Source organism: Sinorhizobium glycinis (assembly GCF_001651865.1).
Taxonomy (GTDB): domain Bacteria; phylum Pseudomonadota; class Alphaproteobacteria; order Rhizobiales; family Rhizobiaceae; genus Sinorhizobium; species Sinorhizobium glycinis.
Map to the genome: position 1 here is coordinate 155,645 of NZ_LPUX01000050.1, position 17,164 is coordinate 172,808.

At 63.4% G+C, this 17,164-nt stretch carries 19 protein-coding genes; 11 read left to right on the top strand and 8 right to left on the bottom strand.

Features of this window, described 5'->3' with window-relative positions; translation table 11 throughout:
• The first annotated feature begins 5 nt into the window (after positions 1-5).
• From AU381_RS03355 to AU381_RS03370, 4 genes are all read left to right on the top strand, one after another.
• Positions 6-833, top strand: a complete 828-nt coding sequence (locus AU381_RS03355; RefSeq protein ID WP_064240396.1) for a ferritin-like domain-containing protein — start codon at positions 6-8, stop codon at positions 831-833.
• 95 nt (positions 834-928) lie between these two features.
• The gene (locus AU381_RS03360; RefSeq protein WP_064240619.1) at positions 929-2,257 is read left to right on the top strand and encodes a M23 family metallopeptidase; all 1,329 of its coding nucleotides are present in this window, start codon (positions 929-931) and stop codon (positions 2,255-2,257) included.
• Between the two features lie 195 nt (positions 2,258-2,452).
• Positions 2,453-3,958 (top strand): DEAD/DEAH box helicase, encoded by a 1,506-nt coding sequence (locus AU381_RS03365; RefSeq protein WP_064240397.1) that lies wholly within the window; start codon positions 2,453-2,455, stop codon positions 3,956-3,958.
• A 10-nt stretch (positions 3,959-3,968) separates the two neighbouring features.
• On the top strand, positions 3,969-4,376 hold the full coding sequence (locus AU381_RS03370) for an NUDIX hydrolase (protein WP_064240398.1): 408 nt from the start codon (positions 3,969-3,971) through the stop codon (positions 4,374-4,376).
• A gap of 21 nt (positions 4,377-4,397) precedes the next feature.
• Here the strand turns inward: AU381_RS03370 and AU381_RS03375 are convergent, their stop codons facing one another.
• From AU381_RS03375 to AU381_RS03405, 7 genes are read right to left on the bottom strand one after another with little or no spacing between them, the layout of a single operon-like run.
• Entirely contained in the window at positions 4,398-4,715 is a 318-nt protein-coding gene (locus AU381_RS03375; protein WP_064240399.1) for a TfoX/Sxy family protein, read from the bottom strand.
• A gap of 4 nt (positions 4,716-4,719) precedes the next feature.
• Entirely contained in the window at positions 4,720-6,336 is a 1,617-nt protein-coding gene (locus AU381_RS03380; protein WP_064240400.1) for an NTP transferase domain-containing protein, read from the bottom strand.
• Complete coding sequence (locus AU381_RS03385; protein WP_064240401.1) at positions 6,333-7,037, bottom strand: XdhC family protein; 705 nt, start codon at positions 7,035-7,037, stop codon at positions 6,333-6,335. The genes AU381_RS03380 and AU381_RS03385 overlap by 4 nt, the downstream gene beginning before the upstream one ends.
• A gap of 4 nt (positions 7,038-7,041) precedes the next feature.
• On the bottom strand, positions 7,042-7,374 hold the full coding sequence (locus tag AU381_RS03390; protein ID WP_082909628.1) for an XdhC family protein: 333 nt from the start codon (positions 7,372-7,374) through the stop codon (positions 7,042-7,044).
• Positions 7,375-7,397: 23 nt separating this feature from the next.
• On the bottom strand, positions 7,398-8,690 hold the full coding sequence (locus tag AU381_RS03395; RefSeq protein WP_064240402.1) for a vWA domain-containing protein: 1,293 nt from the start codon (positions 8,688-8,690) through the stop codon (positions 7,398-7,400).
• A complete protein-coding gene (locus AU381_RS03400; RefSeq protein WP_064240403.1) occupies positions 8,687-9,625 on the bottom strand; it encodes an AAA family ATPase in 939 nt (312 codons plus the stop codon). The genes AU381_RS03395 and AU381_RS03400 overlap by 4 nt, the downstream gene beginning before the upstream one ends.
• Before the next feature lie 23 nt (positions 9,626-9,648).
• Positions 9,649-10,176, bottom strand: a complete 528-nt coding sequence (locus tag AU381_RS03405; RefSeq protein ID WP_064240404.1) for a flavin reductase family protein — start codon at positions 10,174-10,176, stop codon at positions 9,649-9,651.
• Between the two features lie 157 nt (positions 10,177-10,333).
• Here AU381_RS03405 and AU381_RS03410 point away from each other — a divergent pair, with 157 nt between their 5' ends.
• The 7 genes from AU381_RS03410 to AU381_RS03440 all read left to right on the top strand — a co-directional run bounded on the left by AU381_RS03410 (position 10,334) and on the right by AU381_RS03440 (position 16,285).
• Positions 10,334-11,422: a branched-chain amino acid ABC transporter substrate-binding protein gene (locus AU381_RS03410; RefSeq protein WP_064240405.1), complete on the top strand. Its 1,089-nt coding sequence runs from the start codon at positions 10,334-10,336 to the stop codon at positions 11,420-11,422.
• Positions 11,419-12,429 (top strand): P1 family peptidase, encoded by a 1,011-nt coding sequence (locus AU381_RS03415; protein WP_064240406.1) that lies wholly within the window; start codon positions 11,419-11,421, stop codon positions 12,427-12,429. The genes AU381_RS03410 and AU381_RS03415 overlap by 4 nt, the downstream gene beginning before the upstream one ends.
• Before the next feature lie 73 nt (positions 12,430-12,502).
• Positions 12,503-13,177 carry a ribulose-phosphate 3-epimerase gene (gene rpe / locus AU381_RS03420; RefSeq protein ID WP_064240407.1) on the top strand — a complete coding sequence of 225 codons (675 nt, stop codon included), beginning with the start codon at positions 12,503-12,505 and terminating at the stop codon, positions 13,175-13,177.
• Positions 13,177-13,920, top strand: coding sequence for a DUF2259 domain-containing protein (locus AU381_RS03425; protein ID WP_064240408.1), 744 nt, complete (start codon positions 13,177-13,179; stop codon positions 13,918-13,920). The genes rpe and AU381_RS03425 overlap by 1 nt, the downstream gene beginning before the upstream one ends.
• Entirely contained in the window at positions 13,917-14,456 is a 540-nt protein-coding gene (locus AU381_RS03430; RefSeq protein ID WP_064240409.1) for a hypothetical protein, read from the top strand. The genes AU381_RS03425 and AU381_RS03430 overlap by 4 nt, the downstream gene beginning before the upstream one ends.
• A gap of 69 nt (positions 14,457-14,525) precedes the next feature.
• Positions 14,526-15,833: an adenylosuccinate lyase gene (gene purB / locus AU381_RS03435; RefSeq protein WP_064240410.1), complete on the top strand. Its 1,308-nt coding sequence runs from the start codon at positions 14,526-14,528 to the stop codon at positions 15,831-15,833.
• A 146-nt stretch (positions 15,834-15,979) separates the two neighbouring features.
• A complete protein-coding gene (locus tag AU381_RS03440) occupies positions 15,980-16,285 on the top strand; it encodes a PilZ domain-containing protein (RefSeq protein ID WP_064240411.1) in 306 nt (101 codons plus the stop codon).
• Between the two features lie 47 nt (positions 16,286-16,332).
• Here AU381_RS03440 and AU381_RS03445 read toward each other — a convergent pair whose 3' ends face one another.
• Positions 16,333-17,142 (bottom strand): DUF2189 domain-containing protein, encoded by an 810-nt coding sequence (locus tag AU381_RS03445; RefSeq protein WP_064240412.1) that lies wholly within the window; start codon positions 17,140-17,142, stop codon positions 16,333-16,335.
• Positions 17,143-17,164: the final 22 nt, after the last annotated feature.

Below are 17,164 nucleotides of genomic sequence, written 5' to 3' on the forward strand. Positions count from 1 at the left end.
GCGAAATGCCCGCGCTCCCGCGATTTCACAGTCTGCGCGGCGCTGCCGTTGAAGCGATCCGCGCAAGTGACCTGACCGTCAAGACCGAGCTCGCGCAGGTGGCTGCACGCCGCTGGCAAGCGCGAACGCTTTCCTTGCGCTCACCGCTCGATCGGCCGGTTCCGGTACGGCCGGGCAGGCCGGAAAAGCCCATTCTCACGCCGCCGACCCAGGTCAAGCGGCGTTCCCTCGGCTCATTGAAGGGCCGAATCGCCCTGCTCCATGCGATTGCCCATATCGAATTGAATGCCGTCGATCTCGCGCTCGACATCGTCGCCCGCTTCGCCACGGAGCCGGTGCCGCAATCTTTCTTCGATGGATGGATGCAGGTCGCCTTCGAGGAGGCCAAACATTTCCGGCTGGTGCGGCAAAGGCTCAACGATCTAGGTGCCGACTATGGCGACCTGCCGGCCCATGACGGCCTTTGGCAGGCGGCCCACGACACGCGCAACGATCTGACCGCCCGACTCGCCGTCGTGCCGCTCATCCTTGAGGCGCGCGGCCTCGACGTTACTCCCGCCCTGCAGGCGAAGATGCGTGAAACCGGCGACCATGAAAGCGCCGCCGTCCTCGATGTGATCTATGAGGACGAGAAGGGTCACGTGGCCGTCGGGGCAAAATGGTTCCGCTTCCTGTGCGCCCGGCAGAGGAAGGACCCGGCTGCGACCTTCCAGGCGCTGGTGCGGGCCAACTTCCGCGGACCGCTGAAGGCGCCCTTCAACGACGTCGCTCGCGCCGAGGCCGGCTTGACGCCGTCGTTCTACCGGTCGATGACGGCCTCCACCAACATCTGACGTCCGCCGCGCCACACACGCTTTGTTAACCCTAATAAAGTGTAATGACCCTCGGGGCAAACGCGAGTTGGGTCGCATCTGGCGGGGGTGACGTGGTGTCTATTCGTCCGGAAAATGGGGGTTTCGGCAAACGCCGGCAAAACCACGTCCTGATTCTCGCAACCGGAGACAGGATTCGTCACATGACGGTCCGCCCCTGGATGGCGGCCGCTGCGACCTCGCTCATCGGCATCTTCGGCATCGGTTATCTCGCCGCAACCACCTATCTCGTCCTTCGTGACGATCTGATCGGCGGCACGATCGCCCGCCAGGCGCGCATGCAGCATGAATACGAGGACCGAATCACGGCGCTTCGCGCTCAGGTCGATCGGGTGACAAGCCGACAGTTGCTCGATCAGCAGATCGTCGAAGAAAAAGTCGACAAGCTCCTGCAGCAGCAATTGGAGCTTGCCTCACGCAGCGGCAGGCTCGGCACGCGGGCCGAGAACGCCGAGCCGCTCGCGACTGATGGACAAGCGGCTGCGCTGCCGAATGCCGAACCCCTCGCCTACGGAAAACGCGCCGGCGCCCAGGATGGCATCCATGCGATCGAAGAGATCATGGGTATCGCAGGAGGGAAAGCCGGGGCGTCTGCGCTCGGCTATGCGCCGCAAGCGCAGTCGAGCGGCCCAGCGGAAACTGTTTCCGATCGGACGGATCGCATCTTTTCAAAAGTGACCCTTTCGCTGAAGGGCATTGAGCGTGATCAGATGGCTCATATTCGGCAATTGACGAGCAACGCGCAGAGGACATCGGAAGCGATCAGGACGATCGTCGGGCGTACAGGATTTGAGCTTGCGGATGCGAAGAGCGCTGACGCTTCCGCCACTGCGAACGTTCCGGCTGACGAAACGGCAATCGGCGGACCCTACCTCGAACCGCAGAAGCAGGGCGAGTTCGAACGGTCTCTCGCCGCACTCGACAACGCCCTTGTCGACTTGGAAGCGACCCGCGACGCAGCACGAAAACTCCCTCTCGAAAGTCCTGCGCCCACAAGCGACGTGACGAGCAGTTTCGGAAATCGGCTGGACCCCTTTCTGGGGCGACTGGCCCTCCATGCCGGCATCGACTTCCGCGCCGCGACCGGCACGCACATCCGCTCGGCCGCAGTTGGAACCGTGACGGCGGCGGGGTCGGCGGGCGGATACGGCAACATGATCGAGATCGACCACGGAAACGGTGTCTCGACGCGCTATGCGCACCTCGCGGCTATTCTCGTGCATGTCGGCGACCGCGTCGACGCCGAGCAGGTGATCGCCCAATCAGGCAGCACGGGCCGGTCGACGGGTCCGCATCTGCATTACGAAGTTCGGTTGAACGGCCTCGCAGTGGATCCGATGCGGTTCCTGCGCGCCGGTACAAAGCTCGCCGGCTACCTGAACTGACGCGACAAAATCCTCTGCGACGCACGCCCGCGGATTGACAAGAAAAGTGATAGATTCGCCTCCATTTACCGTCCCAAGCGTCAACGTGCTGGATTTCTTGACTTTCGGCGCCTTTCGTCTTAAGAGCGCCGCCACAGGATGGTGATTTTCCATCGATCAGAGTTCTATTGAACCGGAACGGAAACAGTTTCCCCTTTGACCAATTTTGCTGACCTTGGCCTGAGCCAGAAAGTTCTCTCCGCAGTTGCCGACGCGGGCTATGCAACGCCGACACCGATCCAGGCGGGCGCCATTCCGCCGGCCCTGCAGCGTCGTGACATCCTGGGCATCGCGCAAACCGGTACCGGCAAGACGGCATCCTTCGTTCTGCCGATGTTGACGCTCCTCGAAAAGGGCCGCGCGCGTGCACGCATGCCGCGCACGCTGATCCTGGAGCCGACCCGTGAGCTTGCCGCGCAGGTGGCAGAAAACTTCGACAAATACGGCAAGAATCACAAGCTCAACATCGCGCTACTGATCGGCGGCGTCTCCTTCGAGGATCAGGACCGCAAGCTCGAGCGCGGCGCCGACGTTCTGATCTGCACGCCCGGTCGTCTGCTCGATCATTTCGAACGCGGCAAGCTCCTGATGACGGGGGTAGAGATCCTCGTCATCGACGAGGCGGATCGCATGCTCGACATGGGCTTCATCCCGGATATCGAACGGATTGCGAAGCTCATCCCCTTCACCCGGCAGACGCTGTTCTTCTCGGCCACGATGCCGCCGGAAATCCAGAAGCTCGCCGACCGGTTCCTGCAGAACCCCGAGCGGGTCGAAGTCGCCCGCCCCGCTTCGACGGCGAACACCGTGACGCAGCGCTTCGTTGCCTCTCACGCCAAGGACTACGAGAAGCGCGCCGTATTGCGGGACCTGATCCGCGCCCAGGACGAGCTCAAGAACGCAATCATCTTCTGCAACCGCAAGAAGGACGTCGCCGATCTCTTCCGCTCGCTCGACCGCCATGGCTTTTCGGTTGGCGCCCTGCATGGCGACATGGACCAGCGCTCGCGCATGACCATGCTGGCCAACTTCAAGGACGGCAACATCAAGCTGCTCGTTGCTTCGGACGTAGCGGCGCGCGGGCTCGACATTCCGGATGTCAGCCATGTCTTCAATTTCGATGTGCCGATCCACGCGGAAGACTATGTTCACCGCATTGGCCGTACGGGCCGGGCCGGCCGCTCCGGCGCTTCCTTCACGATCGTAACGAAGCGCGACACGAAGTTCTCCGATGCCATCGAGAAGCTGATCGCCCAGAAGGTCGAGTGGCTGAACGGAGACCTTTCCGAACTGCCCGAGCCCATGGAGAGCCATGACAGCCGGCGCGAGCGTGGCCGCGATGGCCGCAAGGATCGCAAAAAAGATGTGGAACGCTCTGGCCGGCCGCGTGGCGATCATAAATCCGATGCTGCCCGTACGGATAATGTGGCCGAATTCGAACCAGTCGCAGAAAGGGCGGAAGCGGTGAAACCGGAACGCAGTGCCGACAGCAAACAGGGCCATGCGGGCCGCAACGAACGTCCAGGCCGGGCGCAGAACGCCGCCAACGACGACAATCGCGACCGTCGGAACCGCAATCGCCGCGATTATGACGATGGCCCGACGCCGATCGGCTTTGGCGACGAGATCCCGGCCTTCATGCTGATTGTCGGCAAGGCTTGACAGCCTCCCCATGGCTTTCCCCGGCGTCGATTTTCCCGGCCTCGGCTGCGGCCTTGCGATCCTGCGCGACGGCAAGATCCTTCTCTGCCGGCGCCTGAAGGCGCCGGAGGCGGGCCACTGGAGCATTGTCGGCGGCAAGGTCGACCACATGGAGCGTGCCGAGGACGCCGCACGCCGGGAAGCCGAAGAGGAAAGCGGCCTTTCGATCCATTCGACACGGTTTCTCTGCATCAGCGAGCAGATGATCGAGGCCGATCGCCAGCACTGGATCTCGCTGATCTACGCGACTGATGATTTTTCAGGCGAACCGCGCCTCACCGAACCGGACAAGCTTTCCGACATAGGTTGGTTCGATCTTTCCGCTTTGCCCCAGCCATTGTCCCGCTTCGCCGCGGATGCGGTGCGCGCGCTCGGTTAGATTACCCCAGGCAGTCGGCCTTTATTTCTTCGCTCTTAGCGCCGCCGCGTAGGCTAGTTTAACCCAGCGGGCCATTTCCTCCGGATCGTCATAGGCGGCCTCGGGAATGCTCCAGTAGGGCATTTTCACTGGCTTGCCCTTGCCGTCGTAGGCCCATTGTCGGGCGCCCGCTGCCTCAAGCTCCGGCGCAGTTTCGGCATCGCCCTTCAGAAGGATTTCCCCGTCGACCTCGACGGCGAGAATGACGCCTTCGCAATAAATGCCCTTGCCGCCGAACATGCGGCGAATGCTGATCGGCCCCAATGTCTCGAACATTTCCTCGATCGCAGCATTGTCCATCGCCCTACTCCTTCAATATGCCGCCGGCGGCCAAGATCGCCTCGGGCGTATCGACATCGAGGCGCGCGGCGGCTCCCAGTTCTACATCTATCACCGGAAGACCGCAGCGCTCGACGATGTGTCGCGCGCCCACGTCGCCTACGAGCTGCCGAACCGCGGCAAAGGTTTGTCGCGGCAGGATGACCGGATTGCCGCGCTGGCCCTCGGTAACTGCGCGAACGACCGCGTGGCCAGACTCAGCGTCGAAAGCTGCCATCATCCTTGACAGATGCTCCGACGTGACGCCCGGCATGTCTGCCAGCATCACCAGCATGCCGCCCGCCTCTCCTTCCACGACGGATAGGCCTGCGATGAGTGATGACGCCATGCCGCTCTCGTAATCTGGGTTTGAAATCAGCGTGACCGGCAGACCGTTTAAGGCGGTCCGAATCTCCTCCTCGCGATATCCGGTAACCACGGTGACCTTGCCTTTGCCGGCAGCAAGGGCCGTCTCGACGGAGCGGCGAACCAGAGGGACGCCATCGAACTCGGCAAGAAGCTTGTGCTTCCCCGCGGGGCCCATCCGCCTTGCCCGGCCAGCCGCCAGCACAATGATCGCTACCGGGCCGGGCTGCGGCCTGACTGCCGCTTCGCGTGGTTGCGGCCGTGTGGGGATTTCCTTCAGCAGGCCTCCGACGCCAAGCCCGGAAATGTCGGACGGGCTCGGCCACTCGCCGGCGAGCAACCGGTCGAGGATCCAGTCGAATCCATTCTCCCGCGGGCTGCGCGCACAACCCGGCGCGCCAATGACGGGGATTTCGCCCAGGCGGCCCAGAACGAGCAGATTGCCTGGGTCAACCGGCATGCCGACGTGCTCGACGGTGCCGCCCGCGCGCCGGATGGCGGCCGGCACGACGTCATCAGGATCGGCGACGGCAGACGCGCCGAAGACAATCAGCAGGTCGTGGGCCGCCCGGAGCTCGGCGATCGCCCCGGCAACGGCCGCCTCGCTGTGATCGACGCGACGCTCCGTCTCCAGGCTGCTGCCGGATCGAGCGAGCCGCGCCGCCAGCACAGCACGCGTCTTGTCCATCACCTGGCGCTTCAGCGACGGCAATTCGGTTGCGATCAAGGCCGCGCATCGCGGCACGAAGGGCTTCACCTCAAAGGCGGGCTCCGCGCGAAGCATTGCAGCCGCTTGCTCGACGAACTGTCGCGGCACCGCCAACGGGATGATCTTGATCGTCGCCACCATGTCACCCGCATCGACGGCGACATGGTCGGCAAGACAGGCAAGCGTGATTGCCGGATCGATGCGGTTCACCCGGTCGACCGCCGCGCGATTGGCAGCGAAAAGACCCGTCACCGTCGCATGGATATTGACGCGGCCGGTTGCGGCTGGCGAGAAACGCAGATGGTCCGGAGCGATGGCGGCTGCGATCCGAGCCGCGGCCTCGTCTTCCGGCAGATCGTCCGAATCGAGCCGGGCGACGATGGCCTCCCGAATGCCGGCATCGGCAAGAATCGCCAGATCATTCGCGCCCAAACGATGACCTTTCGACAGCTTGCCTTCCGCAGTCTTCACCGCGTGGGCCAGAATGGCGCCTTCCGCTTCGGCAAGCGGCACGGGACCAAACCTCATGCTGCACGCCCCTGTTCTCCGCGATCGCGGTGACGGAGCGCGTCGATGATTTCCGCAAGGACGGCGACCGCGATTTCAGCCGGGCTCGCGGCGCCGATATCCAGGCCGATCGGCGCCCTGATCCGGTCGATCGCCTCTTCCGACACGCCCGCCGACCGCAATCTCTCCACGCGGGTCGCATGGGTCTTGCGGCTGCCGAGCGCGCCCACATAGAAACAGCCCGCGTCGAGGGCGACCCGGATCGGATAATCGTCGATCTTCGGGTCATGGGTGACGGCAGCCAGAGCCGTGTAGCGGTCGAGCGGTCGCGTGGGCAGGACATCTTCCGGCCAATCCGCGAGAAGTTCGATGTTTTGGAATCGCTCGACCGTCGCGAAGGCGGTGCGCGGGTCTATGACGGTCATATCGAACCCGGCGACCGGCGCCAGCCGCGCCAGGGCCTGTGAGATATGGACGGCACCGATGACGACCAATCGCGGTGGCGGTAGATAGACGTTGAGGAAGAGCGGTCGCTCATCGATCGTCGCAAGAGCGGCCCGGCCCGAACGGAGGGCTTCAGTGATTGCGGCATCCCATTCAGCCGGGAAGCGCTCTCCTTCCATGAAGGCCTGCGCGCGGCCGCTCGAAAGATCGCTGACGACCACGGCTGCCCGCCGCGCCGTGCGCGCCGTATTCAGCTTCTCAAGGGTAGACAGTTGCATGGTCTTAGCCGTCAATTCGCTCGAGAAAGACACGGATGCGACCGCCGCAGGAAAGGCCGACACGCCATGCCGTTTCGTCGGCCACGCCGAATTCGAGAACTCTGGGAACGCTCGACGCGATCACGTCCGCCGCTTCCGTGACAACGGCGCCTTCGACGCAACCGCCCGAAACAGAACCTTCAAAGTTGCCCTCGCCGTCAATCACCAGATGACTGCCGACCGGGCGTGGCGCAGAACCCCAGGTCTCGATGACCGTCGCCAGCGCCACGGCGCGGCCTTGCCTGTGCCATGCCTCGGCAATCTCCAACGGGTCCAGCATCTTCGCGTCGTTCGTCATATCGTGGCCTCCGCCTCGCCCTCTTAGATCATGACGATCCAGCCGTGTTTCAACCCTGCATCAAGTGCCGTGCGCCGCGCGCGAAGAAAGCGTCGCGGGTCGGCGTCGCGGCTCCTTTCACCCGCCAGGGATTTCACCAGTTCGGCGACGGATTCCAGATTGTGCACCGTCCGAAATTCGTCGACATGCGGCAGCATCGCCCGGACGCCGCGCGCCCGCGCCTCGAAGCCCGCGAAGCGGAGCAGCGGATTGAGCCAGATCAATCGGCGGCAGGAGCGATGCAGCCGATCCATCTCGGCCTCGAGCTGCACCGTGTCGTCGCGCTCGAGGCCGTCGGTGATCAACAGGACGATGGCGCCCTGCCCCAGGACGCGTCGAGACCAACGACGATTGAACTCATGCAGCGTTTCGCCGATGCGGGTGCCGCCCGACCAGTCCTTGACCGCCGCCACGCATTCATCGAGCGCCTCGTCGGGATCGCGGTTGCGCATCTGGCGGGTGACGTTCGTCAGCCTCGTGCCGAACAGAAAGGTCTGGACGCGGTGCCGCTGCTCTGTCAGCGCGTGCAGGAAATGCAGGAACACGCGCGTATACTGCGTCATCGAGCCCGAAATATCCGCAAGCACGACCAGCGGCGGGTGAATGAGACGCGGTTCCCGGAAACGCGGCAGGATGAGCTCGCCGCCGAAGCGCATAGCATCGCGCATGGTGGCGCGCGGGTCGATCCGAATGGGTCGATGGGATGGTCGAAAGCGCCGCGTCTTGACCCGGTCGAGCGGCAAGAGCAGCGATGACATCGCGCTCCGCGCCTCCGCGATTTCTGCGGCCGTCATCTGGGCGAAATCAGCCTTGCGAAAGAGCTCCCGGCCCGACGCGGTGTAGCGCGCGTCGATTTCTATTTCCTGCTCCTCACGAGACGGCCGAGTGTCGTCCCGTCCGCTGAGGAGCGCTTCGGCGAGACGCGCCTCGCCTGCACGGCGCGGCCGATCTTCTCTTGCGCGTGCCGGCGCGACGGGTGACAGCAGCGCGATCATCCTGCGGACGAGATCGCGCTTGCGCCAGAACAGTCGAAACGCTTCATCAAAGAGCGGCTGGTCCTCGTGCCTCTTCACCAGCGTGCATTGAAGTGCGGCGTAGAACTCACGGCGGGACCCGATGCCGATTGCGCCGACGGCTTGAATGGCATCCGCGATCGCACCGGGGCCGATCCTCATGCCTGCCCTGCGCAGCGCCCGGGCGAAGAAGACGATGTTGTCCGAAAACCGCCCGCTCTCCGGCTGCTGGTTGACGCTGTCGGCATCAGGCTCGCCGGTCATGGCGTCAGCCCTGCGCCCGTAAGCTCGCGCTTGACCTCTTCAAGCAACCTGCGCCCCTCGATACCCTCTATCCGGGCAATGTCATCCTGGTATTTGAGGAGCGTGCCGAGCGTATCCGCCAGCGTCTCGGGATCGAGCGCGAGCGCATCGAGCTCGGTCAGAGCCGTCGCCCAGTCGATCGTCTCGGCGACACCGGGGTTCTTGAAGAGATCGACCGTCCGGAGTTTCTGGACATAGGCGACGATCTCCCGAGAGAGGGTCGCGTTGCATCCCGGCACCTTGCGCCGGATGATCTCGAGCTCCTGCGCCGCATTCGGGTAGTCGACCCAATGATAGAGGCAGCGGCGCTTCAAGGCGTCGTGAATCTCGCGCGTACGATTGGTGGTGATAATGACGATCGGCGGTTCGTCCGCCCGGATCGTCCCAAGTTCGGGAATGGTCACCTGGAAATCGGAAAGAACCTCGAGGAGAAAGGCCTCGAAGGCCTCGTCGGTCCGGTCGAGCTCGTCGATCAGAAACACCGGCGCACGGCCGACACTCGCCGAAATCGCCTGAAGCACCGGGCGGCGGATGAGGAACCGCTCGGAGAAGATATCGCTTTCGATCCTTTGCCGGTCGACCATGCCGGCTGCCTCCGAAAGGCGGATCTCCAGCATTTGCGCCGGGTAGTTCCATTCATAGACCGCAGATGCGACGTCAAGGCCCTCGTAGCATTGCAGGCGGATCAGCGGCCGATCGAGCGAGCGTGCGAGCACCTTGGCGATCTCGGTCTTGCCGACACCCGCCTCTCCTTCGAGGAAGAGTGGGCGCTTCATCCTGAGGGCAAGGAAAAGAACCGTCGCGAGGGCGGTACCGGCGAGATAGTTCTCCGCCTCCAGCAGTGCCATCGTCTCGTCGATGGACTGCGGCATCCTGCCTGTCTCATGACTCGCCATATTCACTCCTCTGTCGAGGAAAATTATAGCGTGCGGTATCCCCGGTCCACATAAATGAGCGGTGGTGCCTTTTCACCGATTCGCACGTCGACCACTTCGCCGAAGAGGACCGCGTGGGTGGCCATGATCTTCACTTCGATCAGACGGCAGTCGAAGGCGGCGATGGCGTCAACGAGAATCGGCGCCCCGGTCGCAAGCTGCGTCCAACGGCCGAGCGAAAACCGGTGTTCCATATCGAGCTGGTCGCGTCCGGAAAAGGCGTGCGCCAGCGCGATATGCTGACGACCGAGGACGTTCAGCCCGAAGCTGTCGCCTCGCAAAAAGATATCGTTGCGGGGATTTGCGGCATTGAGGCAGGCGAGAATTGTCGGAGGTTCGTCCGACACCGAACAAGAGGCAGTGATGGTGACCCCGCGCCGCTCGGCACTATCCGCCGCGGTGATCAACTGCACGTGATGAGACAAGCGGCTCATCGTATCGCGATAGCTTATCGGGTCCAGCCGGGTCTTCTCCAACACATCACGCTCCGGATCGGTATCTCGCACATACATAGACTGTCGCGAAAAATATGAAACTGGGCCGACCGAGATTCTTGCCGATGCGCGAACGCCCATGGCGCAGATCGGGGGATGGCCGTTCCTGCCCTATCTTTTCCTTTGACGAGTTGTGCCACTTCCTTAAAACATGCATGCGATAGCGGGTAAAAACATGCTTAAATCAATTGGTACGACCCTTATTGTCGCCGCACTGACGCTGCCCTCCCCAGCGCTGGCGGCCGGCCTGAAGGTTGCGGTTGTCGCTCCCGCGGATGGTCCCTTCGCCGTGCTCGGGAAACAGATCACCGATGGCGCCGCCTTTCAGGCAGCCGATCGGGGAAGCGAAATCATTCCCGTTGCAGAAAGCTGCGATCCGGCCGGCGGTGAGGCCCTGACGAAGGCTCTGCTCGCCAGCGGCGCCGAGGCTGCAATCGGCTTTCTCTGCACCGAGAGCCTGGAAGCGGCGCTGCCTGCCCTCGCCGAAGCGGAAATCCCCGCCATCACGCTCAGCGTGCGCTCGGATATCCTGATGGAGGATGCCCTCAAGAAGAAATGGCCGCTCTTTCGCCTGGCGCCGAGCGGCAAGGCCGAGGCCGCCGCGATCACCGACGCCATCGTGACGCATTGGAGGGACAAGCCGCTGGCGCTCATCGACGACGGAACGATCCATAGCCGTGAACTTGTCGAAAGCGTCCGCAACGCCCTGGCCGAGATCGGCATCACCCCGGTCTTCACCGACACCTACCGCCCGGCGCAGGAACAGCAGGTGAGCCTCGTTCGACGCCTCGCAAAAAGCGGGGCGACACATGTGTTCACCGGCGGCGACCGCAACGATACCGCCGTCATCGCCCGCGACGCCAAAGCGGAGAATGTTCCGCTAACACTGCTTGGCGGCGATACGCTTAACGCCGCGGATCTTGACGTGCCGCTCGAGAACGGCGTGCTTGCCGTCACTGTCGCCAATGCGGCCCGGTCGAGCGAGGCAGCGCCGACCGTCACGGCGATGCGCTCCGCCGGCATTGAACCGGATGGTTACGTACTCCCGGCCTTTGCAGCGATGTCGCTTCTCGAGCAGGCGAAGGATCAAGCGGAAAAGGATGACGAAGCCATCCTGGACGCTCTGCTGAAGGGCCCTTACGCGACCGTCCTCGGGCCGATCCGCTTCAACAGCGCACATGAACGGACCGAGAGCCCCTATAGGCTGATGCAATGGCAGGATGGCCGTTTCGCTGCCGCCACGGAAATAGGCAAGTCCGAGTGATGCGCAAGGGACCGACCAACCTGATCACCGATGTGGCCGGGATCCTGGTCGGAAACGCCGAGGATCACCGGCTGAAATCCGGCGTCACGGCGGTGCTCTGCGATCCGCCGGCCACTGCCTCGGTTCAGGTTCTCGGCGGCGCACCGGGGACCCGCGAGACCGACCTGCTCGCCCCGCACAATACGGTCCAGGCCGTCGACGCGATCGTGCTCTCCGGCGGCTCCGCCTTCGGCCTGGACGCGGCCGCTGGCGTGCAGGCGGCGCTGCGCGAGATGGGCCGCGGCTTTCCCGTCGGTCCCCATCGGATTCCGATCGTTCCGGCGGCGATCCTCTTCGACCTCATGAATGGCGGCGACAAGGCCTGGGGGCAATTTTCACCCTACCGCGAACTCGGCTATGCCGCGGCACGTGCCGCGGCCAAGACTTTCACGACCGGCAGCGCCGGAGCCGGAACAGGAGCACTCACGGCTACGCTCAAGGGCGGCCTCGGTTCCGCATCGACGGTCCTTGCAAACGGCGTCACAGTCGGCGCCCTTGTCGCTGTGAACGCGCTCGGCTCTGCAACCATCGGCGACACGCGCCATTTCTGGGCCGCCCCCTTCGAACTGGATGGCGAGTTCGGCGGGCTTGGGATGCCGTCTCCCTGGCCGCAGGATGCGGCGCGGCCGCGGGTCAAATTCCGCGAGCCTCAGGCGGCAAACGCCAACACGACCATTGCCGTCATCGCCACCGACGCGGTTCTCCCGAAGGCCGAGGCGAAACGCCTGGCAATTGCCGCCCATGACGGCTTCTCCCGAGCGCTATGGCCATCCCATACGCCGCTCGACGGCGATCTGGTGTTTGCGCTCTCGACGGGCGCCAGCGGCAAGAAACTGCTCCTTGAGGATTTCATCGATCTCAGCGCCGCGGCGGCGGCAACAATGGCACGGGCGATCGCCCGGGGCGTGCATGATGCCGTGGCGGCCGCGGGCGATCCCAGGCCGGCCTGGTCGGCATTGCCAGGTTAGCCGAGGCCCGCCATCGCATGTTGTTCGCGCGGTCGCGGGATGCTATGGGCGCGGCAAAGACCGGAGGCTGTTCATGACCCACCCCATTCGCATTGCCCCATCGATCCTGGCGGCCAACTTCTCCAAGCTCGGCCAGGAGGTCCGCGATGTCGTGGACGCCGGCGCGGATTGGATCCACCTCGACGTCATGGACGGGCATTTCGTGCCGAACATCACCTTCGGGCCGGACGTCATCAAGTCGCTGCGCTCCTACACGGACGCGACGTTCGATTGCCACCTGATGATCGCGCCGGCCGATCCCTTTCTCGAAGCCTTTGCCAAGGCCGGCTGCGATATCCTCACCGTCCATGCCGAAGCTGGCCCGCATCTGCACCGTTCCCTGCAGAGCGTGAAGGCACTCGGCAAGAAGGCCGGCGTCTCGCTCAATCCTGCGACGCCCGAAAGCGCGCTCGAATACGTCCTCGACACCGTAGATCTCATTCTGGTGATGACCGTCAATCCGGGCTTCGGCGGCCAGAAGTTCATCGCGGCAATGGAAGAGAAGATCCGCCGCATCAAGGCAATGGTCGGCGACCGGCCGATCGAGATCGAGGTGGACGGCGGAATCACGCCCGAAACCGCTGGCATCGTCGCCGGGGCTGGGGCCAATGTGCTGGTCGCCGGCTCGGCCATTTTCAAGGGCGGCTCCGTCGAGGCCTACCGCACCGCCATCGAGGCGATCCGCACGCCGGCCGAGAAAGGGCGCTGATGAACGCGTGGGCGGCGATCGCGACTGCAGTCCTGATCGCAACGGCGATTGCCGCGCCGCCTGCGATCGCCGGCGATTATGCCAGTTTTCAGCCGATCGGCTTTTCTTCGGACGGCAAGGTCTTCGCCTTCGAGGAATATGGCATTCAGGACGGCTCCGGCTTTCCCTATTCAACTATATACGTCCTTGACACTCAGGCCGACACGTTCCTGCCAGGTGCGCCTGTGCGGGCGCGCGTCGAGGAGGATGGCGGCGCCTTGGCGAAAGCCCGCCATGATGCGCGTCGGCGGGCGGCACCGCTGATCGACGCCTACCGGCTTCTCGACACCCCGGGACTGCTCGCCGCCTACAATCCCGTGACGGAGCCGGACGCAGCTGATCACAGGCTGAAATACGATGCATTTCCCGCCGACGCGGCGTTTCGAAAGACTTACGAGCTCGAACTCGAGGAGAAGAGTTTCGAACCCGAGGGGATCTGCAAGGATCTCCTGAAAGAGGTCAAAGGCTTCCGCCTCGTGATGACCGAGAAAGCCGGACAGCCCGTGTCCGACGTACTGCAGGATGATGACCGCATTCCGGAAAGCCGCCACTGCCCGACCGGCTATCGCATCGGCGGCGTGGTGACTCACGTCAACGATGACGGCTCGCAAGTCCATGTCGTCATGGTCTTGGTCAAATCGCTCGGCTTCGAGTGTACGACTGACGGCCGCTGGATCGCGGTGCCAACCTGGCCTGGACGATGAAGAAACAGCCGGCCTCGCGCAGGCGCGTCGTCGATCCCACCAGCTCTCCGAGACGCGGGCGCCTCCTTCGTGCCATACCGTCGTGGCGGGAAACATTGCTCGGTGGTCCTGCCTGGGCTCTGACGATGGCCTCTTCCGCCTGGTACGCGCTCTGGCTGCGCGAGCATGACGCGACTTTCCACCTGGAAAGCATCCTGCTTCTCTTCGCCTCGGGCGGCCTCATCGCCTGGCCCCTTTCGCTTTTCGCGGGCCGCTGCATGGCGCAGGATCGCGCCGTTGAAACACGCTTTGCCGCCTATCTCCTGTGCCTGATTGCCGGAACCGTCGGGGTAACGGCGCTGCTCTTTGCCCTCGATTATCGTATCTTCTATTCGCAGTGGCATGCCGCGACCGGCTCGCGCATCTGGTTCTACCAGGCGCTGTTCACTTCCCTCTCCGCGTACTATCAGTTCCTGGTGCTGGGGGTCAGGCTATACCTGCCCATCGGGGCTGTCGCCCTCCTGTTGGCAACCCTGGGGCTGGTGCGTCCGCAATAACGTTGAGCTTCCGTCCCATCTTTGCTAGAGGCACAGCCATCCTCCACTGACGATGAAAGCATAGAGCCCATGATCCCCCGCTACTCCCGGCCGGAAATGGTGGCCATCTGGTCGCCGGAAACGAAGTTCCGCATCTGGTTCGAGATCGAGGCACACGCCTGCGACGCGCTGGCCGAAATCGGTGTGATCCCCAAGGAAGCGGCCAAGACCATCTGGGAAAAGGGCGGCGCGGCTGAGTTCGATGTGGCACGCATCGACGAAATCGAAGCGGTCACCAAGCACGACGTCATCGCCTTCCTCACCCATCTTGCCGAATTCGTCGGCCCTGACAGCCGCTTCGTGCATCAGGGCATGACCTCGTCCGACGTGCTCGACACCTGCTTCAACGTGCAGCTCGTGCGTGCCACGGATCTCCTGCTCGCCGATCTCGACAGGCTGCTCGAGGCGCTGAAGCGCCGCGCCTTCGAACACAAGGACACGGTGACCATCGGCCGCTCGCACGGCATCCATGCGGAGCCGACGACATTCGGCGTCAAGCTGGCGCTTGCCTATGCGGAATTCGATCGCTGCAAAGAGCGTCTTCTCGCCGCCCGCGAAGAGATCGCGACCTGCGCGATTTCCGGTGCCGTCGGCACCTTCGCCAATATCGATCCGCGCGTCGAGGAACATGTTGCCCAGGCCCTCGGCCTGAAGCCTGAGCCGGTCTCCACGCAGGTGATCCCGCGCGACCGCCATGCCATGTACTTCGCCACGCTCGGGGTCATCGCCTCTTCAATCGAACGTCTTGCGACGGAAATTCGCCACCTGCAGCGAACCGAGGTGCTTGAAGCAGAGGAATATTTCTCGCCCGGCCAGAAGGGCTCCTCCGCGATGCCCCACAAGCGCAATCCGGTGCTGACGGAAAACCTGACGGGCCTTGCCCGCATGGTCCGCGCTTTCGTCGTTCCGGCGATGGAAAACGTTGCCCTCTGGCATGAACGCGACATTTCGCATTCCTCAGTCGAAAGGATGATCGGACCGGATGCGACGGTGACGCTCGATTTCGCCCTGGCGCGGCTGACCGGCGTCGTCGACAAGCTCCTCGTCTACCCGGACAACATGATGAAGAACCTGAACAAGTTCCGCGGACTGGTTCATTCGCAGCGCGTATTGCTCGCCCTCACCCAGGCCGGCGTCTCTCGCGAGGACGCCTATCGGCTCGTTCAGCGCAACGCCATGAAGGTGTGGGAAGAAGGCAAGGATTTCCTGGAGGAACTGCTGGCGGACCGGGAAGTCCGCGTGGCGCTCTCCGAAGAGGATATCCGCGAGAAGTTCGATCTCGGCTATCACACCAAGCACGTCGACACGATTTTCCGCCGGGTTTTCGGCAGGGTCTGAGCCGCACTCTTCGAGTGCCAATCGAACGCCAAGAATGGAATCGAGCCGTATTTGAGCGCTTGCTTCAAATACCGGCGATTTCATTAAAAGCTCCTTCAGCGCCCTCATGGAATCTGAGCCTGTAACAATCAGGTGTCGAGGAAGCCATGGCGATTAGGGAGAGCGTTCAGCGCGCATCCGCGCGTGACGAGACGAAGATTACCGGCACGGTCACCTGCAAGACCGGGTCCAGCAACGGCGTCGTGAAGGATCTTTCCGACGAGAGAATCTGTTTTCAGCTGCTGTTCGACATCGGTGCCCGCATGGGCCAGGAAGTGACGATCCGCAGCGAGGAGCTCGGCTTTCTTACCGGGATGGTGCGCTGGAGCCGCGGCGACAGGATCGGCATCAGACTCAATCTGTCATCGAATACGGCGGCGCAAATCTCGTCCTACTACAAATTTTTCCGATAGCCGAAGCACGACGGCCGGCCGAATGGCTGGCCGTCGTGCTTTGTCGTCTACCGGATCGGCTGGGCCGGCTCCACCAGCTTGCGATAAAGATGCCACGTGGCGTGGCCGAAGATCGGCATGATCACCGCCAGGCCGACAAAGACCGGGATCGACCCGATCACCAGGCCAGCCGCGATGATGAGCCCCCACAAGGCAACCGGCACCGGGTTCGCAAGGGTCGCCCGTATCGAGGTCTCGATCGCCGTCAAGGCGCCGACATCCCGGTCGAGCAGCAGCGGAAAGGTGATGACGCTGATCGACAGCACGATCACCGCGAAGACGAACCCGACCGCGTTGCCGAGGAGGATCAGGTTCCAGCCCTGCTCGGTGCTGATGATGCCATTCCAGAACTCGGTGATCGAATTCGGCGCCGTTGCGCCGAACATCGTTATGTAAAGACCGTGGGCGACCAGGAGCCAGACAACGAAAATGACGAACAACAGGGCCGCCACCGCCAGGATCGACGGAATTGCCGGGTTGCGGTGCAGCCGTAGGGCGTGCGGCCAGGACGCGTCCACGCCGAGTTCGCGGCGCCGGCTTATCTCATAGAGCCCGATGGCCGCGACAGGCCCGATGAGGGCAAAGCCGGATGCGAGCGGATAGAGCAAGGGCAGCATGTTCGCCCCCGCGCTCCAGGTCATCAGCACGACGCCGGCAACAGGATAGATGAGACACAGAAAAACATAATGCGACGGCTTCTCGCGGAAATCATCAAACCCGCGACGCAGCGCATCGAACACATCCGCAATGCCAATCTTTCGTATCTCGGGTTGAACGACGCTTTCGTTCGCCCCCGAGAGGACATGGAAGGTTGTCATGGCTCACACTCCTAAACAAACC

Bases quoted from the DNA above. Each gene is read 5' to 3' on its own strand.
- AU381_RS03355 (WP_064240396.1), top strand. From the start codon at position 6: ATGCCCGCGCTCCCGCGATTTCACAGTCTGCGCGGCGCTGCCGTTGAA.
- AU381_RS03370 (WP_064240398.1), top strand. From the start codon at position 3,969: ATGGCTTTCCCCGGCGTCGATTTTCCCGGCCTCGGCTGCGGCCTTGCG.
- AU381_RS03375 (WP_064240399.1), bottom strand. From the start codon at position 4,715: ATGGACAATGCTGCGATCGAGGAAATGTTCGAGACATTGGGGCCGATC.
- AU381_RS03380 (WP_064240400.1), bottom strand. From the start codon at position 6,336: ATGAGGTTTGGTCCCGTGCCGCTTGCCGAAGCGGAAGGCGCCATTCTG.
- AU381_RS03385 (WP_064240401.1), bottom strand. From the start codon at position 7,037: ATGCAACTGTCTACCCTTGAGAAGCTGAATACGGCGCGCACGGCGCGG.
- AU381_RS03390 (WP_082909628.1), bottom strand. From the start codon at position 7,374: ATGACGAACGACGCGAAGATGCTGGACCCGTTGGAGATTGCCGAGGCA.
- AU381_RS03395 (WP_064240402.1), bottom strand. From the start codon at position 8,690: ATGACCGGCGAGCCTGATGCCGACAGCGTCAACCAGCAGCCGGAGAGC.
- AU381_RS03400 (WP_064240403.1), bottom strand. From the start codon at position 9,625: ATGGCGAGTCATGAGACAGGCAGGATGCCGCAGTCCATCGACGAGACG.
- AU381_RS03405 (WP_064240404.1), bottom strand. From the start codon at position 10,176: ATGTATGTGCGAGATACCGATCCGGAGCGTGATGTGTTGGAGAAGACC.
- AU381_RS03410 (WP_064240405.1), top strand. From the start codon at position 10,334: ATGCTTAAATCAATTGGTACGACCCTTATTGTCGCCGCACTGACGCTG.
- rpe (WP_064240407.1), top strand. From the start codon at position 12,503: ATGACCCACCCCATTCGCATTGCCCCATCGATCCTGGCGGCCAACTTC.
- AU381_RS03425 (WP_064240408.1), top strand. From the start codon at position 13,177: ATGAACGCGTGGGCGGCGATCGCGACTGCAGTCCTGATCGCAACGGCG.
- AU381_RS03430 (WP_064240409.1), top strand. From the start codon at position 13,917: ATGAAGAAACAGCCGGCCTCGCGCAGGCGCGTCGTCGATCCCACCAGC.
- purB (WP_064240410.1), top strand. From the start codon at position 14,526: ATGATCCCCCGCTACTCCCGGCCGGAAATGGTGGCCATCTGGTCGCCG.
- AU381_RS03440 (WP_064240411.1), top strand. From the start codon at position 15,980: ATGGCGATTAGGGAGAGCGTTCAGCGCGCATCCGCGCGTGACGAGACG.
- AU381_RS03445 (WP_064240412.1), bottom strand. From the start codon at position 17,142: ATGACAACCTTCCATGTCCTCTCGGGGGCGAACGAAAGCGTCGTTCAA.